Below are 24,663 nucleotides of genomic sequence, written 5' to 3'. Positions count from 1 at the left end.
ATTATTCCCGTGCACCGTCATTTCAAAATCTATAAACCTTACGGTTATTTAAGTCAGTTTATCACCAATGAACGCCCCCGGAAGAAAAAGAAACTATTGGGAGATTTAGGCGACTTTCCCGTAGACACAATGTCTATTGGCCGGTTGGACCAGGATTCTGAAGGTTTGCTTTTTCTTACCACCAATGGTAAGCTTAGCGCTAAAATAAACGGGAATAAAATTGAAAAAGAATACTACGTTCAGGTTGATGGGCAAATTACGCCGGAAGCTATTGAAAAACTACAATTTGGCGTAGAAATAAGCATTAACGGTAAAAGCTATAAAACAATGCCATGCGAAGCTTATATTCTGGAAAACAGACCAACATTTCCTGCTCGAGCCAAGAAAATTCGCGATGAACGTCATGGTCCTACCAGTTGGATTTCGGTAACTCTAAATGAAGGTAAATTCCGGCAGGTCAAGAAGATGACTGCCGCGGTGGGCTTTCCCACTTTAAGATTGGTTCGCGTGAGGATTGGCAACGAAAAACTGAATGGAATGGATGCCGGCGAGGTTATTGAACTACCTGCGTTTTCTTATTAAATATTATTTTTCAAGCCACCGCCAGTTATTTCATATTAGCCCTACAAACCTTAACTTTGAAGCTTTATAATAACTTATGCAAAAAGCAGACTTAAGAACGGTTACGGTAACCCGGTATATCACTCCGCTAAGGGAAGGTGGCTCGTTGCCGGCACTCACCGAAGCTGACGATGATTTTAAATATGTACTGAAATTTAAAGGTGCCGGCCACGGTGTAAAAGCTTTAATCGCCGAACTTTTAGGTAGTGAAATTGCCCGTGCTTTAGGTTTTAAAGTACCAGAACTTGTTTTTGCGCATTTAGATGAAGCTTTTGGGAGAACAGAAGGTGATGAGGAAATTCAGGATTTATTACAGGCCAGTCAGGGTTTAAACCTCGCGCTTCACTTTTTATCTGGAGCCATAAATTTTGACCCCGTGGTTACTGAAGTTGATAAGTTTGAAGCTTCAAAAATTGTTTGGCTAGATGCTTTTATAACTAATGTAGATCGCACTTTCAGAAATACCAATATGCTTATTTGGCACAAGGAATTATGGCTCATAGACCACGGTGCTTCCTTTTATTTTCACCACTCGTGGACTAATGTTGAAGAAAAAGCTAAAACGCCCTTCAGCTTTATTAAAGATCACGTTTTACTTCCAAGGGCCACTAAGTTGCAGGAAGCCGATGAGTATTGCAGAAAATTAATTACTCCCGGAAAAATAAAAGAAATTGTATCGCTAATTCCATCTGAATGGTTACAATGGCAAGACACAGATGAAACCGAAAAAGAAATTAAAGAAGTATATACGCAGTTTTTAACAACACGACTCGAGCATTCAGAAATTTTTATAAAAGAAGCAGAAAATGCAAGAAAAGCACTTATATGAATATGCTGTAATTAGGCTGGTACCTAAAGTTGAACGAGAAGAATTTCTAAACGTGGGAATTATAGTGTTCAGCAAGCAGGGAAAATACTTAAAAACTTTATTTGAAGTGGATGAAAAGCGGCTACGTGTTTTCTGTAAGGATCTCGACAAAGACGACCTTTGTAATAATCTTGATTCTTTTAAAAAGATATGCGATGGAAATAAAAATGGCGGCCCAATTGCTCAACTGGATTTACCTTCCCGATTTAGATGGCTTACTGCCGTGCGTAGTTCTATAATTCAAACTTCACGTCCACACCCGGGAATGACCAATGATCTCGATAGAACCCTGGATAGGCTTTTTACTGAACTTGTGTTATAAAAGAAAAACTGTTTGAAAAGTTTTAATACGTCATCCTGAATTTATTTCAGGTTCTAATTTTGACACTAATCTATCTGTTGAAGCAGCCTGACAGAGATCAAATTTTTCAAACAGTTTCTGATAATTTTTTTAGTTACTTCTTTTTCTAGCTTTTAAACTTTCCAGCCATTTCAACCGTTCTTTTAACCTGGTGGGTTACTGCTTTTTTAATATTATCTCCGGGTTTACTTCCATCGGCAGTAACACTTATTCCGTAAGGATTCCCTCCAGCTTCAAACAAACAAGGATCGGTATATCCTGGAGCAACGATTATAGACCCCCAGTGCATCACGGTTTTATACAAAGAAAGTAAAGTTGCTTCCTGCCCTCCGTGCGGGTTGGCTGCGCTGGTCATTCCGCTAACTATTTTATTAGCTAATTTTCCGCTGGACCAAAGTCCGCCCGTGGTATCAAAAAAAGCTTGTAATTGTGAAGGAAGATTTCCATATCGAGTTGGGGTGCTAAAAATAATAGCATCTGCCCATTCAAGATCATCCAGTTCTGCAGTTGGAAAATCTTTATTTTCTGCTACATATTTCTTCCAGGCTTCATTTTGATCTATAGCTTGCTGAGGCGCAGTTTCCTGAATTTTTTTAACTCTCACTTCTGCCGCTCCTGCTTGTTTAGCTGCTTCCCCAGCCCATTCTGCTAATTGGTGATTTGTCCCTGTGGCACTATAAAATATCACTGCTACTTTTGGTTGACTCATAATTTTTCCTTTAAAATTGATTAATTTTTTCACTTAAAGATAAAACAAATTAGAGCCAATAGTTTTAAGGTTATTATAAAATATGGACTAATAGTGACTAAGTGAGGTTCTAAATTTTAGCTATCTTAGTAAACTAGCTCGAAGCAAGCTCACGAGGCATAAATAGGAAATAATTTTTTAATTTCGAGGCATCAAGATGCTTCGGAACGGAGCAATTAAATCCCGATTATCGAGTAAAATACAATAACCAATAGGTCTTTTAAAAAATCTAATTCCTTGACCAGAAAAAACAAAACTTACCGGATATTTTACAAACTTGAAGAACACCTGGAAATCCCCATGTTTCTATTGGCGCTTTTTTGGCTCTATCTTTTTATAGCTGAACTTGTAAGTGGCCTTACTTCTACCCAGGAAGATCTCATTATAATTATCTGGATTCTTTTTATCGCAGAATTTCTTATAAAGCTTGTTGTAGCACCAAGGAAATTAGATTTTGTTAAGAACAATTGGATCACAGTAATAGCCTTGATTATTCCTGCATTACGCGTTTTCAGGATCTTTTATGCCCTTCGTCTTTTACAGTCTGTAAGGGTTATTAATTCTACCCGCATTATAAGGGCTCTAACTTCGGGAAAACGTTTTTTTAGTGCTTTACAAGAGGCACAAGGCCCGGTACCTGAAAAAGAAATGAATGTTTGTTTTTTAATAACCTGCGGAAAAAAGGAAAATGAAGAATCCGTTACCGATTTTGGAAAGCAGTTGATACAAGATGTGAAATCTGAACTCCAGGAGAGTACCGGAATAAAGTGGTTTTTTAATATTGAATATGCTGAATTGGATAGCAGAAAGCCGAAAAGGCCCTCCGATTTTCTTGATGTAGCAAGTCAGCGTATGGCGGAAGGACCTTATGATATGGTAAGTGTAATTACCGACGTTTCTCTTATTTCAAGAAAAAATAAAACTGAGCTCGGTTTAAGTTCTTCAGTAGCCAGAATTATGGTGCTCTCTACGCGTAAATTGCTTACCGCTGGAAGAGATGAACCAACCTATAAACTAAATCAGAATCGGGTGAGGTACAAGGCTGCGTTATTATTCCTTCATCTCACTGGACAAATTCTAGGTTTAAAAAAATCTTCTTCGAGGCGCAAAAAAATTATGGGCGCCAAAAGTTTTTCTGAAGAAAGAAATGAGATTCCTTCTTTTAATGCAGAAGAACGAAAAATTTTGAAGAAAAAAGCCAATACTGCCCCCGATAGAGAATTAAAAGAAGGAAATGTTTTAGAGAGCCTGGTTTTTCACATCTTAATGACCTTTAGGCATCCTGCTTCATTTTTCACTCCTATATTAAGAAACTGGGCCATTTTTTTACCGCTTTCACTTCCCGGTTTAGCTACCGCCGCAGTTGCACCCGCTCTTATTTTAATTTTTACGGCAGAAACCTGGGATGTAGGTTTTGGAATGACCAATGTAACCGCCGGACTTTTTGCTGTGATTAGTATCATGTTTGCCAGTTTTTACCTGGTGAGAATACAATCTTTATTTTTACCAAGAAGGGAGAAAAGAATAATAACCGAACATTTAGCCGTCGCTAATACTGTGATTTATTTTAGTATTTTTTTAGCCTGTATTGGCTTATTCACTATGCTAACCGGGTTAATGCTAATCATTGAAATCTATGTTTTCCCTGCCGATCTTATTCAAACCTGGCCCACTTTAAAAAAACAGGAAATTACCACCATCGATAAAATAAGACTGGCTGTTTTTATAAGTACCATTGGTGTTACTACAGGAGCTTTGGCGGGAGGACTAGAGAGCAGAACGGTAATCCAGCATCTTGCTCTTTTTAGAAGTAAGGTTTAATTTCCTATCGCTTTGCCATCATAGCTACGAGAATCTGCAGCCCCGTAAATAAGCTCGTTCTCCCAATCTATATAAATTCCCATTGCCTGACCCTGGTTTCCTGCTTCATAAACTTCGTGGCCCATTTCTTCATAAATACGTTTGGTGTCGGGAGATATCCCCCAATCTTCAAATCGGGTGCGGTCTGGAAGCCATTGGTGGTGAATCCTGGGAGATTCAATCGCTTCGGCAATATTCATTTTATGATCTAGAGTATTTACAATCACCTGTAACACAGTGTTAATAATGGTCCTTCCGCCAGGACTACCAATTACTAAAAGTGGTTTTCCATCTTTTGCTACAATCGTTGGCGTCATACTGGACAACATTCGTTTTTCGGGAGCTACAAGATTAGGTGATGTTCCAATTAACCCTCTGGTATCAGTATAACCCGGAATCGGGTTAAAATCGCCCATTTCATTATTCAGCAGAAAGCCGGCACCTTCCACTACTATTTTTGAACCATAACTTCTTTCTAAAGTATAAGTCAGGGAAACCGCATTTCCTTTATTATCTACAACCGAAATATGCGTGGTTTGCGGACTTTCATACTGTAAATGTGCATTATTAAAATTCGTAGAATCACTTACCGAAGCTCTTTTAACTTCAATTCCTTCCCTAAGTTCAGCGGCGTATTCTTTAGATATAATTTGTTCTATTGGCATTTCGGGATTAAAATTGGGATCTCCTAAATATAAAGCCCTATCTGCATAAGCTCTTCGCATTGCTTCGGTGAGTAAATGAAGGGAAGCCGCCGAGTTATGTCCAGCTTCTTCAATATCAAAACCTTCCAGAATGTTTAGCATTTCTATAAGCGCTACTCCACCTGAACTTGGTGGCGGTATTGCTACAATTTCGTGACCGCGATAAGTACCGGTAACAGGTACCAGTTCTTCAGCTTCATATTTGGCAAGATCTTCTTTGGTTATAAGTCCGCCATGTGTTTGCATAAAATCAGCGATCAATTTGGCGGTTTTTCCTTTATAAAAACCATCGGCGCCATTTTTCTGAATTCGTTTTAAAGTTTTAGCAAGATCTGGCTGTTCCCAGGTTTCGCCGGGTTTATAAATTTCTTCTCCATTTTTAAGAAAAGCCTGTGCAGTAGCTGCATACAGTTTTTCATCTTTTCGGTCTTTTACCCAATTAAGAAACCAATTCATATTATAGGTAGATTCAAAACCCTTTTCAGCAAGTTCTATGGCCGGCTGCAAAAGTTCTTTCCAGGGCAAACTTCCCATTTTTTGGTGAGCTTTATAAAGTCCGGCAACTGTGCCGGGCACCCCAACTGAAAGCAAACCTTCGTGATTAGAATTATCTTTAATCTTTCCGTCTTCATCTAAAAACATATTGAGAGTGGACGCCATTGGTGCTTTTTCACGAAAATTAAATGAAGTTTTATGGCCATCGTTACCGTGATAAACCAAAAAACCACCTCCTCCAAGATTTCCTGCGGAAGGCAAAGTAACCGCGAGTGTAAAAGCTGTAGCTACGCTGGCATCTATTGCATTCCCACCCCTGGCAAGAATATCTTTTCCCACTTCTGAAGCCAGGTAATGGCTTGTAACTACCATTCCATTTTCTGCCCTAACCGGGGTGCGGCCAGATTGTGCAAAAGTTGGAAAGTAAAAACTGAAAGCTAGAAATAGGCAGAGTAAAGATTTAAACTTTTGTTTCATATTTTTTAGCACTTGGATTCACACTCATCCGAAAGTTTTTGACTTTAAACCTAAAACCTTCGGCCACCCCTATTTTCAGGCTTCAATTAGGGCTAATGGGAGAAAATAAGTCTGGATCTACCCTATAGTGGAGTTTGGTCTGACCCCTTATTCTTTTCGCCCCTTCTCCTACGGTATTGCAGGCATAATCGAGGGTAAGATAAAAACATAGACAGATCCTGATCTTTTCCACGAAATTGGAAAATGCATGTTCTTTTTTGGCTATTGTCCTCACAATTATCTGGAGCAGCAAATAGGTTATGAGCGCGATGTATATTTGTGATTTTACGGCGTTCTCACTGGTTCCAAGGAAGGTCTTTATTTGGAGGTTCTGTTTTATCGCCTTAAAAAAAAGTTCAATATCCCATCGTTTTTTATAAAGGTCCGCGATGGTCCTGGCGCTCCAATCCAAGTTGTTGGTGATTATTTCTATCACTTTGTTCTCGTCCTGCTTATAAACGTGCACCAACCGGAGAGGGTGTTCCGCAATGCCTGTTTCCACGGCCTTCTTGCTTGGTAAAACGATGATCTCGTCTTTTAGGATATCCTGATCGCTACCTTCGGGGAGCTCCAGTTCTTCCAAGGTTTGATAGACCGTATTGATCTTGATGCGAGTGACAAAAACATTTTCTGCCGCGATCCTCTGGCGCATCAACAGAAAATCGAAGTACGCCCTGTCCTCCACGATGACCGTTCCCTTTCGGAAAACGGATTGGGCCAGTCCTTTGCTGTCATGGAGCTTTGCCTCTGTTATATTGACCATATCGGGGATCATCATGGCATCGTCCCAGCAGGTATGTATTTTTATACCTCCTTTAGCTGTCCGAAACTTTGCCCAATCGAACATGGACAGACATAGACTGATCGTGGTGCTGTCGATCAATTTTATGTCACGGTCTTTGATTTCCTTGATTATATGAGACTGTCCGTGCTTCGACAATAGTCGGCCATAGTGCCCTAACAACCGGTAATATAAGCTCTCGAAGACTTTATAACTCCTCTTTTTGTTGCCATCGCTCATGGTAGAACGCGCTGGGCTCTGCTCAAGACCCAAATCCGAAATAAATGTTTCGCTGACCCCGATACCAGTGGAAATGTCACTAAGAGTGTAGCATTTATTCAGCTGTCCGAAAGTTTGGGCAACGAATTGATCGTAGGTCTTATATCTGCTGCACCCCTTGTCGCCATTGTGCTCATCGGCACAACGCGTGAGCATCCAGCGAGGACATAGGTCAATTATTTGTCGAAGAAGAGGTTTGTTTGTATTTTTAGTGCGCCTGAAGAGTCCCATAAAAATTATTTTTTTTGTCCAAAACAAAAATAAGGGATTCTCAGGCTATTTTATTTTTCAACTTTCGGATGGTTGTGACTTGGATTATAAAATATCGTTATATTTTGAGGTATTGAGCTGTTTAAATTCGATTACAAAAACCCTTATTTAAATCTAACTTATCGGGTAAACCTAAAGAAAAAGGTGAGAAGAAACAAGATTGAAAAATAATAGAAATTAACTATTCTGTACAATCAACGAAGTTTCTCTAAAAACACTTCCGAAAAATTCAAAAGTTTCCTGAGCTTTTTTAGAAGCTACAGCAATTTGAGTTTCATTGAAATCTTCAGCTTTAAGTTTCTTTACAAATTTGTTCCAGGCTTTTAGACCCTCACGATCACCATTAAAGAAATTAGGTCTGGAAATTTCATTTAATTCAGGACAATTAGGAATTTCTTTAGAAATATACATTCCGCCCAAGGCAGAACCCAAAACCACGTAAGCGGCCCCCAGGGCTTCTTCATAAGATGTGATGTTGAATTTATCCTGAAATTCTTCAGAAATTGAAGTATCAACTTTTAAATTCTCAAGGTCTTTTGCAAGTTGATCGCTTTTATCTGATTGGTAAGATGGAATATATTTAGCAATTTCAGCCTCGGTAATTTTATAGGCAATATAGTTTTGAAGGAGTAAAAGTTTATAATCTTCCAGGCTTATATCGTGTGAAATAATCTGCCCTGCAAGATTTTCTTTTTCCAGTTCTTCGTGCAGTTTTTGGGTAGCATTTCTAAGGTTACTCAGCATCTTCTACATTAAATTTATCAAGATTCTTTCTTATTTTTTCGATGTTTTCCCGCTGTTCCCTGTCATCGGCTTTCATATTGTCCAGGTAACTGTAAATTTGGTGAACCGCTATTTTATTCTTTCGAATTCTTTCTCTTAATTCACCGTGCTGCACCATATTATAAACTACTTGTCTCAGTAAAGGCTCTAATTTTTCATCAAGAACCTCCATATGCTTTTTTAATATAAAACCTGAAGCTCCAGAAAGAATAGTATCGGTTGCCAACTCATCATCGTCTAATGCGCCGGTTACAAAGATTAAAGGAATAGTATCGTCTATAGATTTCGCCAGCTGCATAATATCAAGTCCTGTACTTGTAGGAAGGTCATAGTCTGAAATTATTACATCGGGTAAAAAACTGGTGAATATTCCTTCAAAACCCGGTAAATCTTTTACCACTTTTATTTCAGGTTTTTCTACAATTTTAGCAATTTGTCTTTTAATTAAAACTGCATCGGTTTCCTCATCTTCCACCAAAATTATGCGCAACGGAGTTGTGATCATTACTTCAAAATTTATACAAAAATACTAAACTAGTTAATGCAAGGAACCACATTTAAACAACATGCAGGCCTTAATTATAGATGAAAGAAAAACGTACTGCCGTTTTCGGGTTCACTTTCTACCCAAATTTTTCCGTTATGCTTTTCTAAAATCCGGGCTACAATAGCAAGACCAATACCCGTTCCTTTAAAATCTTTTTTGGCAAACCGGGAAAACATCTTAAAGACTTTATCTTTTTGGTTTTCAGCAATCCCAATCCCGTTATCTTTTATGTAGAAAATATTCTTATTTTCTTCTGAAAAACTTCCAATTTCAATCCTTGGGTATGCGCCAGGTTGAGTATATTTTAAAGCATTGCCTATTAAATTACTCCAAACCTGAAAGATCATTCGGCGATCTGCGTAGGTATTTGGCAAATTTTCATCTATTTCTATGTCAAAATCTGGGAAATTTGCTTTGATATTGAAACTTAATAATAGTTCTTCCAGCAATTTATTGGTACCGAAATTTTTCTTCTGAAGTTTCCCGCCGGTAATTTTTGAAAAGGAAAGAGTATCGTCTATAATGCCTTCCATCCTTCCTGAAGATCTTAAAATAGTTTCTATGGTTTCTGAAGCTTCGGCAGGTAGTTCTTCACCAAAATCTTCCTTCAAAATTTGTGCGTAACCTTTAATGCCCCGCAAAGGACTACGAAGATCGTGGGAAATACCGTAACTAAAAAGTTCCAAATCTTTATTAGCTTCCTGTAGATTTTGATTTAATCTACCAATCTCTTCTTTTTGCTTTTTTAAGATAAACTGGTTTAAATTCTCCCGGAATGCTTTGGCAGTTTCAATTTCGTAATCCTGCCAGGAATTAGAAATTCCATCCAGTTTTTCTGTCCATTTTTTAAAAGATTTCCGCGGACTTAATCGTTGTTTTTCTTCGTTGTAGGAGACCTTTTTATTGGGATTCCCACCCCAACTCACAGTTTCGGCTACTTCAGGCCTAAACCAGATTATAAAATTATTTTTTGCCCGTCCCAATTTAAAACTTAAAATACCTGAAGCCGATTTCTTATAGTTTTCGGCTACCGGATAAGAATTTTTAAGGTTTTTGGTGTAGAAAATAACTTCTTCATTTTCAGCAAGAAAATTACTTAAATCCAATACTTCAGCTTCAGTTGGTGTATTCCCAAAAAGTTTGATTTTATCATCAAAAACCACTGCACCTCCCCCACTTTCTATAAGAGAAGTAAAAGGAATTTCCGCATTCTCAAGTCCGTCAACTAATGTATTTTCAATTTTTAGATCGGTTAAAATCCTGGCTCTTAATTCAGAATTCTCATTTAATTTTTTATTAAAAATACCCGTTTGTATGGATGCAATATTATTCGAAAAAACCTGGGCTAAAAATTTACAGGTTTCCCGCTGAAAATAATTGATAAACTTCGCCGAATAATGATGACAGGCTATAAGGCCCCAGAGTTTCCCATGAACAATAATAGCAGCGGTTAAAGTGGCTCCAACCTCCATATTCTGTAAATATTCAATATGAATGGGTGAAACCCCGCGTAATGTTGATTTTGAAAGGTCTAAGGCTTTGTTGGTAATTGGTGAAAGTTCAGGAGAAATGGGAACGGGCTCATAATTTACATCTGAAATTATCCTTACCTTATGTTTTAAAAATAAATCTCGGGATTGTGAGGGAATATCGCTTGCAGGATAATGTAAACCCAGCCAGCTTTCTAAATGTTCTTCCTTTTCTTCAGCAACTACTTCGCCATTCCATTCTTCGTCAAACCGGTAAACCATTACCCGATCGTAGCCGAAGGTATTTTTCATTAATTTCGCAGCTGTCTTACAAAGATCGGGAACAGTTTCATCGGCATCTAAACCATTAATAATATTGGTTAATTGCTGCTGAAAATACATTGGTTCCCAAACTTCACCCAGATCTTCAAAATCTAGAATAAGGTGCTCTTCAGAAAAATGCGGTAAAATTATGAAATCCTTATGGCCAACTTTTAGCTTTTCATCTTTAAAACCTGTTTTTTGATCAATGGCGCTAGTAATTCTTGCAAAAGCCGATTTACCAATGAGGTTTTCAAGGGAATCACCAAGAATATTTTTATGCGAAATCCCGAAAAACTTTAAGGTATTTTCACTCGCCTGGGTAATTTTAAAAGTTGCAGGATCTACTGCAAGAACAACTCCGTGAGCCTGGGTTTTTCCAATTAAATGAATAGGTTCTTTCTCACAATTTCGAATATCTATCCTTTCAGGATACGAAAGCTGCCCTGAGCTCATACACAGCTATCCTTTTAATTTAAAATAGAAAGTACTACCCACCCCAACCTGGCTATCTACCCAAATGGTGCCTTCGTGAAGTTGTACAATTTTTTCTACGTGTGCCAGCCCAACTCCTGTACCATCATTTCCGTTGGTTTCTTTCACGCGGTTAAAAATGGTAAAAATATTCTTTTTATCTTCTTCTGAAATTCCGTAGCCATTATCCATCACCGAGAAAACCCAAAATTTCCCTTCACGATACGCTGCAATGCGAATATCGGGATTGCGCTCTTTAGGCGTATATTTTATGGCATTACTTATTAGATTTTGAAATAGCAAGCGCAATTCTACTTCGTAACCCATTATTTTTGGAAGCGTACCGGCATTAACTTTTGCATTGGTATCTTTAATTCTTTTGCCAAGATCATACTTTACAACCTCAACAACTTCTTTTGTGTTCACCAGGCTTTTCTCTCCATTTCGGCCAATTCTTGAATGCTCCAGTAATGCTTTAATTTGTTCTGAAAGTCTTGTAGAAGCATCTTTTATATACTGCACATAATCTTTTCCTTTTTCGTCTAATTGCGAGGAATACATTTTACCAAGTACATCACTACCAAATTTTATAGTTGAAAGCGGCTCCTGAAGATCGTGAGAACAAATAGATACAAATTGTTCCAAATCTTTATTGGCACGTTCAAGATCTTCGTGTTGTTGCTTTAATTTTGATTCGGCTTTCTTTAAGGCTGAAATATCTACACAGGTATATCTAATGGTCATTATCTTACCATCAACATCCCTCTCTGCAGTGGCATTTAATATTACTGGAAGTAAATCTCCTGAAGCAGTAAGTATTTCCTGCTCCATATTTACAATAACACCAGTCTCTTTAAATTCTTTATTAGATTTTAAAGCTCTAAGTTGTGATTCTTCGGTATAAAGATCAAAAACAGGCTTGTCTATTAATTCTTCTTTGGTATTATATCCCAATCTACTAACTGCCATTTCATTGCATTGTGCTATTAACTGGGTTTGGGAATCTACACTAATATGAATTACAGGATCTTCTTCATAGAAAGATTTAAATCGTTTTTCACTGGCTATTAATCTTTCTTTAGAACGTTGCAATAAGCCTACGTCTATAAAGGTAATTACAACACCATTAATTTCGTTATTAGAATTAATATAGGGAGAAATTCTTCGCAGATAGTATGTCCCTTCTTTGGTCATAATCTGCTTTTCTAAAATTTTTCCTGTTCTAAGTACTCGCTTACAACGGGTAATTAAATTGCTTTTACCCATACTGGAGGTAAAATGTTCTATAGGCCGGCCTTCATCTGATTCTATTAAATTAAAATGTCTTTGGATAGCCGGTGTAAATTTCCTTATTCTTAAGCCCTCATCCAGGAAAATAACTCCAATTTCGGTACTTTCCAGCAAGTTGTTCATATCGGTATTTAGTGCCGCCAGATCTTCTACCTTTTGAAGATTTTCAGCATTAACCGTATTAATCTCTTCATTTACACTTTGCAATTCTTCATTGGTACTTTGCAATTCTTCGTTAGATGCCAGCAGTTCTTCATTTGCAGCCTGTAACTCTTCGTTACTGGTTTCAATTTCCTCCATTGAAGTATGCAGCTCTTCTTTAGTCTCTTTCAGCTCTTCTTCAAGATCTGCAACAAATTCCTTGGTACGATTGGTAAGCGTTAATTTATCAAGGGTTTTAACATCTATTAGGTTTACTTCTTTTTCTATGAAAGTAACAACAAAACTCGCATTAGAATTTTCAATTTGCTGTTGGTAGGGTTTTATTATAATATCTACCGATTTCTTTTCACCGTTATGCTCAAAAGCAGCATCTTGATATCTAAGTTTTTCGCTATTCTTTTTAGACTTTTTTACGGTACTTTGTATAATATATTTTAAGTCTACACTTAGCATATCCAGTAGATTTACCGAAAAACCATTAACCGGTAAATTTGCATATTTTCTAAATTCCCCTACCGCCTGTAAAATATTAAAATCGTTGTCTATAAACACACTGGATCCACCAAAAGTTTCCAGGATAGTTTCATTAAGTTCTTCGGTGAGTTTATTCTTAACGGGATTTGAAGATTTTCTATAAGCTGGGCGTTGAATTTCCTTTGTATTAGAAAACGACCTATTTTGCGATATCGCTGGCGAAATATTTGAATTTAACCGTTTATCGGCACTTTCATTTTGATAAATTTTTGCTGAACGATTTATCACTTTAAAGTTATTTTTCTGGGACGAAACATTTTCTGAAGTTCCTAAAACCAGATAGCCGCCAACTTTTAAAGCGTATTGTAAAAAGTTTAAAGCTTTATTTTGGATTCCGGGTTGAAAATAAATTAATAGGTTTCGGCAAGACACCATATCCATATTACTGAAAGGCGGATTTTTAATGATATTGTGCCTGGAGAAAACTACCATTCGGCGCATCTTATCTATTACCTTATATCCATTAGGTTCGCTAATAAAATATTTCAGCAATAATTCTGAATCGATATCGGCAACAATACTTTCGGGATAAAATGCTTCAGCACCAATATCCAGGTGTTTTTGAGAAATATCGGTTGCAAAAATCTTCAGGTCTACACTTTTTCGCTGCTTTTCAATTTCTTCATTAATAAGCATGGCAAAAGAATAGGCTTCTTCTCCACTACTGCAGGCAACATCCCAAAGTTTTATAACCTCTCCATCTTTTTTTTGTGCTACCAGTTTAGGGATCACTTCTTTTCTAAGCACTTTCCAAACCTTAGAATCTCTAAAAAACTTGGTAACCCCAATTAAAAACTCCCGATGCAGTATTTCTACCTCTTCATCGTTATTCAATAAGAACTGATAATAATCTGAAAGACTATTACATTTACACACATTCACCCTTCTGGCAATTCTACGGGCAAGTGTGGCGTGTTTATATTCCCTGAAATCAAGACCGGTTTTTTCGTCTATAAAGCGAAGAATTTTCATTAATTCGCTTTCGTTGTAGTTATAATCCCCGTCTTTAAAATGAAAAACCGCGGGAGAATCTATAAAATTCTTGAGTTCCTGGGCCATTTTAGAAATTGGTAAGACGTAATCTACCAATCCCGTGTTAATGGCACTTTGTGGCATCCCATCAAACTTAGATTCTTCGGGATCCTGAACCATAATCATTCCGTCACGTTCTTTTATTGCCCTTACTCCTCTGGAACCGTCACTACCAGTACCGCTTAAAATTATCCCAATAGCTTTTTCTTTGCGCTCTTTAGAAAGTGCTTCAAAGAACATATCTATGGGTAGGTTTAAGCTTTGATCTTTTGGTTTTTCTACAAGGTTAAGTTTATTATCTTCAATCGACAGATTATTGGCCGGAGGTATTAGATAAATATGCCCCTGCTTCATCTTCATTTTATCCTTAATTCCACGAATTGGCAGATTGGTACTTTTTTTAAGAAGCTCTGCCATCATGCTCTTATAATCGGGAGAAAGATGCTGAATAACTACATAAGCATTCTTATCGTTTTCGGGTATGTCTTTAAAAAAAGCTTTAAGAGCTTCCAGGCCCCCGGCACTTGCGCCTACTGCAATAACGCGTGGCTCGTCTATTTTAAGCTTAGTTTCTAACTCCGATTTAGAAGGATAGTTATTTACTTTTGTCATTTAGAAATGATTAAGTCAGTCTTATAGAAAATTAAAAAGGCAAAAACCAAAATTATATGTTAAGTCAGAGAAATATGAACCCATTTGCCATTTATATTAACAAAATCGCCCTAAAACTGCGGAAACCACCCCTTCAGAATTTCAAAAGTTAATTTTTAAGCAGCTAAAATTAACAAGTATTTTAATATTAAAATGTTAAAATTATATTTTAATTCATTTTCACTGGCACAAATTTCTACCTAACGTTTACACCTATAAGCTTTAATAAAGCTGATTTATATCATTTCTATTGAAGCCGTTTAACGCTAAATTTACTTGGTAACCGAGATTTTAAAGAATCAAAGGCTCGTCACAAAATCAAGATATATTCCAATAATGCCTCTTGCGGCGCGCCACTTTACTTTTATGCAAGATTTTTAATTTCTGGTTATTCACCTAAATGTTTAAAGATGAAAATGTTATCCTCATATCAATCGGGTTTAGGTTCCTTCTTCCTGGAAATCGGGGAAATGGGGAAGTTTACCGGCAGGTATTTTAGAGAACTTTTCAGTATGCCATTTGAGTTCAGGGAATTCCTGAAGCAATGCTACCAAATGGGCAATAAATCTTTGCTTTTAGTGAGTGTTACCGGGTTTATTCTGGGTCTCGTATTTACCCTGCAATCCCGGCCAACTTTAATGGAATTTGGTGCGGTTTCCTGGATGCCGTCTATGATAAGCATATCTATTGTTCGGGAAATTGGTCCAGTAATTATCGCGCTTATTTGCGCCGGAAGAATTGGTTCAAGTATAGGTGCCGAATTAGGCTCTATGCGGGTTACCGAACAAATAGATGCTATGGAAGTTTCAGGGACTAACCCGTTTAAATTTCTGGTAGTAACCAGGATTCTGGCTGCCACCTGTATGTTGCCACTTTTGGTAATAGTGGGCGATTTTGTAGCGCTAATTGGCTCTGCAATTATAGAAAACATAAAGGGCGATGTTTCTTTTACCCTCTATTTTAACCAGGTTTTTGCCGCCCTGGAATTTACCGATCTTCTTCCCGCAACGGTAAAAACCTTTTTCTTTGGTTTTGCCATTGGCCTGGTGGGTTGTTTTAAAGGCTATAACAGTAAAAAAGGAACCGCCGGCGTTGGGAAAGCCTCAAATTCAGCGGTAGTTTTTACTTCTATGCTACTGTTTGTATTAGATTTTATCGCCGTTTTCATCACTGATATTTTTTATAACTAAAAATGAAAAATAAAACCGTCATAGAGATAAAAGATATGTATAAGAGCTTTGGCGAGGCTGAAGTTTTAAAGAATTTCAATTTAAAACTATTTGAAGGTGAAAACCTGGTTTTAATGGGGAAATCGGGATCGGGGAAATCGGTGATGATAAAATGCCTGGTAGGTTTAATGGATTTTGACCAGGGCAGTATTAAAGTTTTAGGAAAAGATATCTCTAAAATGAAACAACATGAACTGGATGAGTTGAGAACTAACATCGGTTTTTTATTTCAGGGCAGCGCTTTGTACGATTCTATGACGGTACGGGAAAATTTAGAATTTCCGTTAAGAAGACATAGAAAAGATTCTGAAAAGAAAACTGAAGCTCTAGTAAAAGAAGCACTGGAAAATGTAGGCTTACCACAAACTATAGATCTTATGCCTGCAGAACTTTCTGGAGGAATGCAACGCCGCATAGCACTGGCAAGAGCACTTATTTTAAAACCGAAGATTATAATTTACGACGAACCTACCACGGGTTTAGACCCTATTACGGCAAAAGAAATCATTTTATTAATGATGAATATTCAGAAGAAATATGCAACCTCATCTTTAATAATTACGCACGATGTGGATTGTGCGCGGGTAATTTCAAACCGAATGATCTTATTGCTTGATGGAAAAGATTATGCCGAAGGAACTTTTAATGAGCTGGCGGCATCTGGTGACCCAAAAATTAAAGCATTCTTTAAATAAAAAGTTATGAAATCAAATTCTGCACAAAATATAAAACTGGGTCTTCTTATTGTTTCGGGGCTTATTATCTTCACCCTGGGAGTTTTTTTTATTGGAAATAAGCAAAACCTGTTTGGTGATTCAATGATGGTAAGTTCTGTTTTTAAGAATGTAAACGGATTGCAATCGGGCAATAATGTTCGTTATTCCGGGGTGAACGTAGGAACCGTTAAAGAAATTAAATTTTTAAATGATACGGCAATTTGTGTAGATATTCTTATTAATCGGGAAGCCGCAAACTTAATTAAAAACAATGCTCTCGCTACCATAAATTCAGACGGGTTAGTAGGAAGTATGGTTTTAAATATTTTACCCAACAATCAGGTGCCATCACCAACCTTACAAGAAGGTGACACGCTTGTTTCAATTAGCCAGGTTGCTACTGCCGATATGCTGAACACCCTGAACAAAACCAATGAAAATGCAGCACTTTTAACCCAGGACCTTTTAAAAATTACCAATAGTATAAATTCCGGGGAAGGCGTTTTAGGCGATTTACTTAAAGATAAAAGCCTGGCTAAAAATGTACAGGAAAGCGTTGAAAATTTGAAGGAAACAACCAAATCTGCAAAATCAGGACTTGCAAAACTAAATGGTATTTTAAATAATGTAGATTACGAAAATAGCGTGGCCGGTTTACTCCTTAGTGACTCTAGCGCACAGAAAAGTTTCAGCACAATTATTAAAGATTTAGAAACTACATCTTCCCAAATAAAGGAAATTAGCGCCGATTTAGGACAATTTTCAAATAGCCTAAATTCAGAAAAAGGAGCGCTTAATTATGTGGTAAAAGACAGCAGTTTCGTGAATCATCTAGATCAAAGTATGGAAAATATTGAGGAAGCCACGCATCGTTTTAATGAGAATATGGAAGCTTTAAAACATAATATTTTATTCCGCGGATATTTTAGAAAACTGGAACGACAAAAAGCCCGGGAGGAAAAAGAAAATCAATAAAAAAGATGCATAAATTTAGGATTAAGCAAAAAATTATTCTTTAAAATCGAGTAGATTTCAAAATAGAATAGCTAAATATGGTCCATTCGCCATCTTTTAAGCTCGGGCAGTTTCTTTATGAGTTGCTGCGCTTCTTCCAGACTAATATCTTCGTGCATTTCTGCCATTTCAAGTAATTTCACTTCTAATTGATGCAAATTAAGTGATTTATCGGTAAAAGCCCCATCCTGGTAGCAATCCCGGCAGAAATCGGTATTGTCTGATTTATCTCGGTTTGTGCCTACGGTGGCTTTTGTAAAAGGCCATCCACAACTTTGGCAAATAAGTGTTTTCATCTATTAATTTTCATTAAAATATACGAAGAAATTTTGGTTAGTTACTTTCTATTCCTTTTAGGAAGAAAGTAATATTTTTAATTTTGAAAGCATAATGAGTTCAGATTTGTTTTTTCCGGCAAACGAAGCTGCAATAGCATCGGCAGTCTCCCATATTAACTGCTTAATTTGCGAAGTAAACAATCTTTCATTGTCTTTTTTGTATTGCCTAAATTCGTTAAAAGCCCATTCAGCTTCAGGTGAATTTTCTTCCAGCCAGTCAAAGATCATTTCAATTTTATAGGCTTCATCGGTGCCAAATTCATCGGTTGCATCATCAATTGGCACCCATTTCTTTTGCACCAGATCATTCAGTGTTTTAATTTCTTCAGCTTGCACCACTTTATCAGAGGCTGCAATAGCGTAGAAAAGCATTCCGATATTCTGATAAAATCCTTCGGTGAAGACTTGTTTTTTAGAGAGTTTCATAATAAAAGTTTTACCCTTTAAAGATAAGTCTCATAAACTTAGCTAAAAATGATAAAAATCAGTTTTTAAGCGGAAGCATTCTTTTTCGGGATAAACTAAAAATACATAATTGTTTGAAAATCAATCATATAAATAGAATTAATCTGCTATAGATTATAAAAAATAACTTTGTATATTTAGATGTTGTTTAAAGCATTTCTCCCTTACTTCCCCCCAATTGGAATGCCAAACAATCCCCAGCTAACTTATTATTAATATTTAAGCTCTCCAGGGATGAAGTGTATTCTTTATATTTCAGATAATAATTCCGGTCATCGTATACCAGGTGAATTCAGGGAAGAACAGGATTATGAATTTATTTATTCAAATTCCCTAAAAACCTTCCAGGAATTATTTTTAAAGCATAAACCTGATTTACTGATCTGGGATAAAAAAACACCAATTTCTTCTAAAATTTTTCGTGAAAATCCTGCGCTTTTAAAGTTTCCTATACTTTCTATTGTTGCTGAAGATAAAATTGAAACCCAAAAACCACTTTATACTAAACATAAATTCTTACCAAACTCCCATTCCCAGGAGGAGCTATGGCAAAAAATAGTTTCACTAACAAATGCTGAAAGTAAGAATTTTAAAGGAACTAAAAAGGTTAAAAAAACCGCGGTTCCAGATATTGAAGCCTTAAAAAGTTTTATGGAAAAAAAGGGGGAACTCATAAGTTTGGATAAGCATAAAATTTTATTTCGGGAAAACCGGCATTCCAGTTTCATCTATTTAATTAAGCAGGGTTTGATTAAAACTTCCCGAATGGATCAATTGGGAAAAGAATTAATTACAGGGATTTACCGTAAAAATGATTTGCTGGGTTTATATGGTTTTCATGAAAACCCGCTTACTACCGAAATGGCAACTAGCTTAGAACCCTCTAAATTTTATAGAATTTTGCATACAGAATTCAGGGAAATACTCCAGGAAAACCAGGAATTAAACCTGGATCTTGCCCAATATTTAGCCGATACCGTTTTGACTCTAAAATCACAACTTTTGGAAATGGCTTATGCTTCGGTATTAAAGAAAACTTCTAACACTATTCTTCAATTTGCCAGCGAATTGGAAAACCCCGAATTTAAAGGGCTCAATATCTCCAGGACCGATTTAGCCAGTATGGCCGGCATTTCTACTGAAAGTTTTATTCGTAGCCTTTCCAGTCTTAAAAAAGAAGGAATTATTGCTATAAAAGGAAAAAAAATAAACATCCTGAAACCGGACAAATTACAGGAAATCACATAAACCTAATTTTTTGTTAAATATTGATTTTCTGACATTTATCATTTTTTTGAAGGATGTTTTATTCTATTTTTAAGCAGGAAATTTATCCATATAAAATAATTTGTTTTTCCTAACTCTTAGAGTTGTAAATCAAATTAGAAGATATCAAAGGTATTTTTTAACCTGATATACAAATTTTACTTCGTGTAAGATCACTGATATCAAAACAGTGTTAAAGAGTAAACTTAATATCTTCTTAAGAAACAGGAGGCAATGGTCTCCTGTTTCTGTCTTTTAAGACCTTCCCTATTATTTTGAAATTTATTAAACAACCGATTTTCATTTCATTAAATATATTTTTTAGATCGTAATTAATGATTGTCCGTAAACAATCCTAAGTTTGTTTTTGTCACCTTGAGCGCAGTCGAAAGGTCTAACAAAAACGTCTCGACTGCGCTCGACGTGACGTATAAAGCTAAACTTTATAATTAGGACACTATACGGATATACAATTCGTAATTTAATGGATTGGAGTAATCTTTAATCTAACTCGTTTTTTTAATGGAGATTTTGATAAAGATCTATTCCCAGCATTAAGTAAAAAGGAAAAAGAAAACGAGTTTGAAATTGAACTTGCTGCTGTCCCGAAAATTCCGGGACAGCATTTTTTGTTTTAAAGCTTATGAATTTTCCATTTCCCATTAGGCCCCTTTACACTAACCACTTTTTCTCCCAGCCATTTTGCATTAATTGCAGGAGCCTCTCTTAATTTTTTCTTAGAAACCGCAACCGGAAAAGGCCCTTCTAAATATGTTACTACTTCCCCGGCTTTATCTATAAGAACTACATCATACTTATAAGAAATTACCCCTTTTCCCAAAAGTTGATTTTTACCAAGTCTCTCTTCTTCGAGTTTTAAAGCAAGGGCTTTTCCGTTAGAGAAGTTACTCACATTTAAAAATTCAGGTTCAATAACTGTTTTTCCTTCAGTATTTATAAAACCATAATAATTAACGCCATCTTTCTTTTTGCTAATAATGGCCCGTTCATCTTTTAATTGCGGGTATTTTATTCCCGCCACTCCAATCTTACCACTTTTAGGATTGTCGGTTGTAACAAGATCGTTTCTAAGTTCAAATAACAGCTCGCCGCTGGTATTTATAAAACCCCAATTACCACCTTGCCTAACGGTGCTAAATCCATCTTCCTGATTGGATACAAAATCAAATTCTTTTGTCTCTTGTGCAAATAGCACAAACGGAATACTTAGTAAGATTCCTATTATTAGATTTTTCATAAGTTAGAGTTTTAAAATTACCTCTAAATATACCCCTAAGCATTGATAATAAATATGATACCTGTCATATTAAGTCAAAGCTATCTTTCAACTGTAAAAGCTTAAAATTCAAGTACAAACTGATTTTCCTCATAGTTTAAACTTAGCTGTTCTCTTAACTTTAAGATTCAAAGTTTTAGAAGATGAGAAAGATAATCTTACCCACCGATTTTTCAGAAAATGCCTATAACGCATTGCGATTTGCCTGCCAGCTTTTTAAGTATGAGAAGAGCGAAATAATTCTTTTAAATACTTATGCAGATAAGGTTTATACCGATGAAAACCTGCTAAGTAAAGAATTAATAGATGAGCTTAAAGCGGTTACCAGAGCAAAGGCAGAAATGGTCCTGAAGGAAATTAGCTCTAAAGTTCACGACGAATTTTGCAATCCCAGGCATAGTGTTAGATCTATAGCTGCGTTTGGCGACCTGGTAGATGAAGTAAACAGCCTGGTAAATTCAGAAAATGCCGATCTCGTTATCATGGGAACTCGAGGTGCCACCAACGATAGGGATCTTGGTTTTGGAAGCAATACCTTACTTGTTCTAAAGTATGTGCAGTGCCCGGTTTTAGCTATTCCGGCGAACTTTAATTACCAGGAACCAAAAAACATCTTATTCCCAACTAATTTTTTGATTCCGTATCAAAAAAGGGAATTAAAAATTGTTGGAGAAATTGCCCGCGATTTTAAATCTATTATTCATTTTCTGTATTTATCTAAACATAAGGCTACTTCTGCCAGGCAAAAAGATAATCTGGAATTTTTGAAACAGCAATTCTACAATATAAGGTTAGAAGAACACCAAAGTGATGAATTACAAAAGGAAAAAGCTATAGAAGAATTTATAGCAGCTAATAAAATAGACCTTTTAGTGATGGTGAATTCCCGGCACACCTATTTAGAAGATATGCTCCTTACTTCTACCATCGATAAAGTGGGTTTACAACCAAAAGTTCCCCTGCTTGCGTTGCAAAATTTTAATAGGGAAAGCATTTAAAATTTAGAAATCATGAAAAAAATACTCCTACCCACAGATTTTTCAGAAAACGCTTATAATGCGATTGCTTATGCAATTAAAGCGTTTAAAGATGAAGAATGTACTTTTTATCTTCTTAATACTTATACACCGGTTTTATATGATTCTGAATATATTTTATACAACAGTACGCAACCTAATCTCGCTGAAGCTTATAAAAAAAATTCCCTTACCGGATTGCGAAAAGTAGAACGAAAAATTAATCGTGATTTCAAAAATCCAAATCATCATTTCGAGAAGATTTCAGCTTTCAATCTTTTAATAGATGAGATAAGAGTACAGGTGAAATCTAAAGAAATAGACCTGGTGGTTATGGGAACCCAGGGCGCAACCGGTGCCGAGGAAATTCTAATAGGCACCAATAGTGTGCATGCTATTAATAAGCTAAAAGCTCCCCTATTAATGATTCCTTCAGATTATGAATATCATCCTCCTGTAAACATTCTATTTCCTACAGATTTTGAATTAGATTTTATTGCCGCACAACTGGAACCAATTTTTAATTTGGGAGAAAAACATACGGCTAAGTTTAATATTTTGCATGTTTATTTTGGAAAAGACCTGGACGAAAAACAGGAAAAAAATAAGAAAAACCTCGGCAAAATTCTGGAAGACACTCCGCATCAATTTTATACAATTGAAAACAAAAGTGTACCCAAAGCCATAAAAAAATACCAGGAACAAAATGAAGTAGATTTACTATTCATGGTAAATAACAAACGTAGCTTCTTTGAAAACCTCCTATTTAGGCCCGTCGTAAATAAAATAGGTTTTCATATTAAGGTGCCCTTTATGGTCATCCAATCAGGAAAATTCAATTAGTTATGAAAAATATACTCATCCCCACCGATTTTTCGGCTAACGCCTGGAAAGCTACTGTCTATGCCTTTAGTCTATTTCAAAATGAGCTTTGTAATTTTTATTTTTTGAATGCCTGCAAACCAGAATTTTATACTCCAGATATTAATGGAAATAGTTTAGCCCAGGCTAAAAGCGAAAATGAAATCTCGATGAAAAAGCTACTAAAAGAGGTGGCTATAATTAACAAGAACCAAAATCATAGGTTTAAATCTATAATTATAGAATCCTGGTTAGACGATGCTGTTATTGAAATACAAAAAGAAATAATCTTTGATCTCATAATCATGGGAACTAAAGGTGAAACCGAACCAGACGACCGTATTTTTGGTACCAATAGTATGAACGTAATAGAATCGGTAGATCATATGCCGGTTTTACTTATACCAGATAATTGTGTTTATGTGCCAGAAGTAAAAAAAGAGCTGGTGCTGGCCACTCGATACGATAAATCGTTTTCAGATTATGAAATAAACTTTTTAATAGATATGGCTAAGAAATTTAAAGCCAGTATTAGAATTCTTTATATTCAGGACACCGAGAACCTAACTGAAGAACAGAAAAATACAAAAGAAGAATTACACGATTATTTTAAGGAGGTTTCTCACAGTTTCCACACGCTAACAAATATTAAAGTCACCAAAGGAATTCATAGTTTCATTGAAAGCAGAAATAGTGATGTGTTGGTTTTAAACCATAAAAAAAGAGGTTTTTTCGAAAATCTTTTTTCAAAATCCTTACTTAAAGAATTAGGAAAGAAACCCCAAATTCCTATGCTTTTTATGCCTTCAGATTTATAATATTGAAAACTATTAATCCTGGAAAAACCTACTAAAATGGATATCTCCAACCTAAAAATTATAAAAGCTTCTGGTGAAAAAGCTAACTTTTCTATTGAAAGAGTTGCAGAATCTTTAAGGAGGTCTGGCGCCAATGAAGAACTGATTCAAAATACCATTGAAAAGTTAAAAGCCGAACTTTATGAAGGTATCACTACCAAAGAAATTTATAATCGTGCTTTTAATTTACTTAAAAAAGGCAATAAAACCAGTGCTTCAAAGTATAAATTAAAAACCGCTATTTACGAATTGGGGCCAACCGGCTTCCCATTCGAAAAATTTATTGCCGCACTTTTAACTCATAGTGGTTATAAAACCCAAACCGGGAAAATCTACCAGGGAAAATGCGTTACCCACGAAATTGATGTAGAGGCAAAAACAGATTCAAAACTTGTTTTAATAGAATGTAAATTTCATAATGCAGGTAAAAATTGTGATGTAAAAATTCCGCTTTATATAGACTCCAGGTTTCGGGATATAAAAAATTTCAGAAGTAATGGAGAAAATAAACTGGATTTTGAAGAAGGTTGGGTGGTTACCAATACAAGGTTTACCTCAGATGCGGTAAAATATGCCAAATGTGCCAATCTAAAATTACTTAGCTGGGATTATCCTAAAGACGAAGGGCTTAAAGATAGAATAGACCAATTAGGCTTATACCCTATTACGGTTTCAACCTTACTTTCAGAAAGAGAAAAAAATTTTTTATTAAGTCGGGACGTAGTTTTGTGCCAGGAACTAATAAACGATACGTTTTACCTTGACCATTTAGGAATTAATAATCCGCGAAAAAAGAGAATACTTGAAGAAATGAAAGATCTCTGCAAACATTAAAAAT

General features: G+C 36.1%; 22 protein-coding genes. 12 read left to right on the top strand and 10 right to left on the bottom strand.

Annotation, left to right across the window (positions count from 1 at the left end; translation table 11 throughout):
• Positions 1-9 precede the first annotated feature (9 nt).
• The 3 genes from B5488_RS00720 (at position 10) to B5488_RS00710 (ending at position 1,811) form a co-directional block, all read left to right on the top strand.
• On the top strand, positions 10-582 hold the full coding sequence (locus B5488_RS00720; RefSeq protein WP_079733538.1) for a pseudouridine synthase: 573 nt from the start codon (positions 10-12) through the stop codon (positions 580-582).
• Positions 583-658: 76 nt separating this feature from the next.
• A complete protein-coding gene (locus B5488_RS00715) occupies positions 659-1,450 on the top strand; it encodes a HipA family kinase (protein ID WP_079733537.1) in 792 nt (263 codons plus the stop codon).
• Positions 1,428-1,811, top strand: a complete 384-nt coding sequence (locus B5488_RS00710) for a DUF3037 domain-containing protein (protein WP_079733536.1) — start codon at positions 1,428-1,430, stop codon at positions 1,809-1,811. Before B5488_RS00715 ends, B5488_RS00710 begins: the two co-directional genes overlap by 23 nt.
• A gap of 145 nt (positions 1,812-1,956) precedes the next feature.
• Here the strand turns inward: B5488_RS00710 and wrbA are convergent, their stop codons facing one another.
• Positions 1,957-2,559 (bottom strand): NAD(P)H:quinone oxidoreductase, encoded by a 603-nt coding sequence (gene wrbA / locus B5488_RS00705; RefSeq protein WP_079736484.1) that lies wholly within the window; start codon positions 2,557-2,559, stop codon positions 1,957-1,959.
• A gap of 276 nt (positions 2,560-2,835) precedes the next feature.
• Between wrbA and B5488_RS00700 the strand changes: the two genes are divergently transcribed.
• A complete protein-coding gene (locus tag B5488_RS00700; protein ID WP_079733535.1) occupies positions 2,836-4,419 on the top strand; it encodes a hypothetical protein in 1,584 nt (527 codons plus the stop codon).
• Here B5488_RS00700 and ggt read toward each other — a convergent pair.
• The 6 genes from ggt to B5488_RS00670 form a co-directional block, all read right to left on the bottom strand.
• Positions 4,416-6,134, bottom strand: a complete 1,719-nt coding sequence (ggt, locus tag B5488_RS00695) for a gamma-glutamyltransferase (protein WP_079733534.1) — start codon at positions 6,132-6,134, stop codon at positions 4,416-4,418. The two genes, B5488_RS00700 and ggt, sit on opposite strands and share 4 nt — an antisense overlap.
• 82 nt (positions 6,135-6,216) lie before the next feature.
• Positions 6,217-7,464, bottom strand: a complete 1,248-nt coding sequence (locus tag B5488_RS00690) for an IS4 family transposase (RefSeq protein ID WP_079736478.1) — start codon at positions 7,462-7,464, stop codon at positions 6,217-6,219.
• A 216-nt stretch (positions 7,465-7,680) separates the two neighbouring features.
• Complete coding sequence (locus B5488_RS00685; RefSeq protein ID WP_079733533.1) at positions 7,681-8,247, bottom strand: biliverdin-producing heme oxygenase; 567 nt, start codon at positions 8,245-8,247, stop codon at positions 7,681-7,683.
• Entirely contained in the window at positions 8,237-8,791 is a 555-nt protein-coding gene (locus B5488_RS00680) for a response regulator (protein WP_079733532.1), read from the bottom strand. Before B5488_RS00680 ends, B5488_RS00685 begins: the two co-directional genes overlap by 11 nt.
• A gap of 74 nt (positions 8,792-8,865) precedes the next feature.
• Positions 8,866-11,079 (bottom strand): ATP-binding protein, encoded by a 2,214-nt coding sequence (locus B5488_RS00675; protein WP_079733531.1) that lies wholly within the window; start codon positions 11,077-11,079, stop codon positions 8,866-8,868.
• 6 nt (positions 11,080-11,085) lie between these two features.
• Complete coding sequence (locus B5488_RS00670; RefSeq protein ID WP_079733530.1) at positions 11,086-14,727, bottom strand: chemotaxis protein CheB; 3,642 nt, start codon at positions 14,725-14,727, stop codon at positions 11,086-11,088.
• 455 nt (positions 14,728-15,182) lie between these two features.
• Here B5488_RS00670 and B5488_RS00665 point away from each other — a divergent pair, with 455 nt between their 5' ends.
• The 3 genes from B5488_RS00665 to B5488_RS00655 are packed head-to-tail and all read left to right on the top strand — an operon-like array spanning position 15,183 to position 17,686.
• Positions 15,183-15,956 (top strand): MlaE family ABC transporter permease, encoded by a 774-nt coding sequence (locus B5488_RS00665; protein WP_106197122.1) that lies wholly within the window; start codon positions 15,183-15,185, stop codon positions 15,954-15,956.
• A 2-nt stretch (positions 15,957-15,958) separates the two neighbouring features.
• Positions 15,959-16,690, top strand: a complete 732-nt coding sequence (locus B5488_RS00660; RefSeq protein WP_079733528.1) for an ABC transporter ATP-binding protein — start codon at positions 15,959-15,961, stop codon at positions 16,688-16,690.
• Positions 16,691-16,696: 6 nt separating this feature from the next.
• On the top strand, positions 16,697-17,686 hold the full coding sequence (locus B5488_RS00655; protein WP_079733527.1) for an MlaD family protein: 990 nt from the start codon (positions 16,697-16,699) through the stop codon (positions 17,684-17,686).
• 71 nt (positions 17,687-17,757) lie between these two features.
• Here B5488_RS00655 and B5488_RS00650 read toward each other — a convergent pair whose 3' ends face one another.
• Positions 17,758-18,021 (bottom strand): zinc ribbon domain-containing protein, encoded by a 264-nt coding sequence (locus B5488_RS00650; protein ID WP_079733526.1) that lies wholly within the window; start codon positions 18,019-18,021, stop codon positions 17,758-17,760.
• A 57-nt stretch (positions 18,022-18,078) separates the two neighbouring features.
• The gene (locus tag B5488_RS00645) at positions 18,079-18,489 is read right to left on the bottom strand and encodes a hypothetical protein (protein WP_079733525.1); all 411 of its coding nucleotides are present in this window, start codon (positions 18,487-18,489) and stop codon (positions 18,079-18,081) included.
• 273 nt (positions 18,490-18,762) lie between these two features.
• Between B5488_RS00645 and B5488_RS00640 the strand changes: the two genes are divergently transcribed.
• On the top strand, positions 18,763-19,776 hold the full coding sequence (locus B5488_RS00640; protein ID WP_079733524.1) for a Crp/Fnr family transcriptional regulator: 1,014 nt from the start codon (positions 18,763-18,765) through the stop codon (positions 19,774-19,776).
• A gap of 652 nt (positions 19,777-20,428) precedes the next feature.
• On the opposite strand, the gene B5488_RS00635 is transcribed toward B5488_RS00640, so the two are convergent.
• Positions 20,429-21,052 (bottom strand): WG repeat-containing protein, encoded by a 624-nt coding sequence (locus tag B5488_RS00635; protein WP_079733523.1) that lies wholly within the window; start codon positions 21,050-21,052, stop codon positions 20,429-20,431.
• Positions 21,053-21,234: 182 nt separating this feature from the next.
• On the opposite strand from B5488_RS00635, the gene B5488_RS00630 reads away from it, so the two are divergent.
• From B5488_RS00630 to B5488_RS00615, 4 genes are read left to right on the top strand one after another with little or no spacing between them, the layout of a single operon-like run.
• Positions 21,235-22,089, top strand: a complete 855-nt coding sequence (locus B5488_RS00630; RefSeq protein WP_079733522.1) for a universal stress protein — start codon at positions 21,235-21,237, stop codon at positions 22,087-22,089.
• Between the two features lie 12 nt (positions 22,090-22,101).
• Positions 22,102-22,950 (top strand): universal stress protein, encoded by an 849-nt coding sequence (locus B5488_RS00625; protein ID WP_079733521.1) that lies wholly within the window; start codon positions 22,102-22,104, stop codon positions 22,948-22,950.
• 2 nt (positions 22,951-22,952) lie between these two features.
• Entirely contained in the window at positions 22,953-23,786 is an 834-nt protein-coding gene (locus tag B5488_RS00620; RefSeq protein ID WP_079733520.1) for a universal stress protein, read from the top strand.
• 36 nt (positions 23,787-23,822) lie between these two features.
• A complete protein-coding gene (locus tag B5488_RS00615; RefSeq protein ID WP_079733519.1) occupies positions 23,823-24,659 on the top strand; it encodes a restriction endonuclease in 837 nt (278 codons plus the stop codon).
• Positions 24,660-24,663: the final 4 nt, after the last annotated feature.

This window comes from Salegentibacter salegens (assembly GCF_900142975.1).
Classification (GTDB): Bacteria; Bacteroidota; Bacteroidia; order Flavobacteriales; family Flavobacteriaceae; genus Salegentibacter; species Salegentibacter salegens.
Note: the sequence above shows the minus strand (reverse complement) of the source record. Positions and strands in the feature narration are given on the sequence as shown.

Bases quoted from the DNA above. Each gene is read 5' to 3' on its own strand.
- B5488_RS00715 (WP_079733537.1), top strand. From the start codon at position 659: ATGCAAAAAGCAGACTTAAGAACGGTTACGGTAACCCGGTATATCACT.
- B5488_RS00710 (WP_079733536.1), top strand. From the start codon at position 1,428: ATGCAAGAAAAGCACTTATATGAATATGCTGTAATTAGGCTGGTACCT.
- wrbA (WP_079736484.1), bottom strand. From the start codon at position 2,559: ATGAGTCAACCAAAAGTAGCAGTGATATTTTATAGTGCCACAGGGACA.
- ggt (WP_079733534.1), bottom strand. From the start codon at position 6,134: ATGAAACAAAAGTTTAAATCTTTACTCTGCCTATTTCTAGCTTTCAGT.
- B5488_RS00690 (WP_079736478.1), bottom strand. From the start codon at position 7,464: ATGGGACTCTTCAGGCGCACTAAAAATACAAACAAACCTCTTCTTCGA.
- B5488_RS00685 (WP_079733533.1), bottom strand. From the start codon at position 8,247: ATGCTGAGTAACCTTAGAAATGCTACCCAAAAACTGCACGAAGAACTG.
- B5488_RS00680 (WP_079733532.1), bottom strand. From the start codon at position 8,791: ATGATCACAACTCCGTTGCGCATAATTTTGGTGGAAGATGAGGAAACC.
- B5488_RS00675 (WP_079733531.1), bottom strand. From the start codon at position 11,079: ATGAGCTCAGGGCAGCTTTCGTATCCTGAAAGGATAGATATTCGAAAT.
- B5488_RS00670 (WP_079733530.1), bottom strand. From the start codon at position 14,727: ATGACAAAAGTAAATAACTATCCTTCTAAATCGGAGTTAGAAACTAAG.
- B5488_RS00665 (WP_106197122.1), top strand. From the start codon at position 15,183: ATGTTATCCTCATATCAATCGGGTTTAGGTTCCTTCTTCCTGGAAATC.
- B5488_RS00660 (WP_079733528.1), top strand. From the start codon at position 15,959: ATGAAAAATAAAACCGTCATAGAGATAAAAGATATGTATAAGAGCTTT.
- B5488_RS00655 (WP_079733527.1), top strand. From the start codon at position 16,697: ATGAAATCAAATTCTGCACAAAATATAAAACTGGGTCTTCTTATTGTT.
- B5488_RS00650 (WP_079733526.1), bottom strand. From the start codon at position 18,021: ATGAAAACACTTATTTGCCAAAGTTGTGGATGGCCTTTTACAAAAGCC.
- B5488_RS00645 (WP_079733525.1), bottom strand. From the start codon at position 18,489: ATGAAACTCTCTAAAAAACAAGTCTTCACCGAAGGATTTTATCAGAAT.
- B5488_RS00640 (WP_079733524.1), top strand. From the start codon at position 18,763: ATGAAGTGTATTCTTTATATTTCAGATAATAATTCCGGTCATCGTATA.
- B5488_RS00635 (WP_079733523.1), bottom strand. From the start codon at position 21,052: ATGAAAAATCTAATAATAGGAATCTTACTAAGTATTCCGTTTGTGCTA.
- B5488_RS00630 (WP_079733522.1), top strand. From the start codon at position 21,235: ATGAGAAAGATAATCTTACCCACCGATTTTTCAGAAAATGCCTATAAC.
- B5488_RS00625 (WP_079733521.1), top strand. From the start codon at position 22,102: ATGAAAAAAATACTCCTACCCACAGATTTTTCAGAAAACGCTTATAAT.
- B5488_RS00620 (WP_079733520.1), top strand. From the start codon at position 22,953: ATGAAAAATATACTCATCCCCACCGATTTTTCGGCTAACGCCTGGAAA.
- B5488_RS00615 (WP_079733519.1), top strand. From the start codon at position 23,823: ATGGATATCTCCAACCTAAAAATTATAAAAGCTTCTGGTGAAAAAGCT.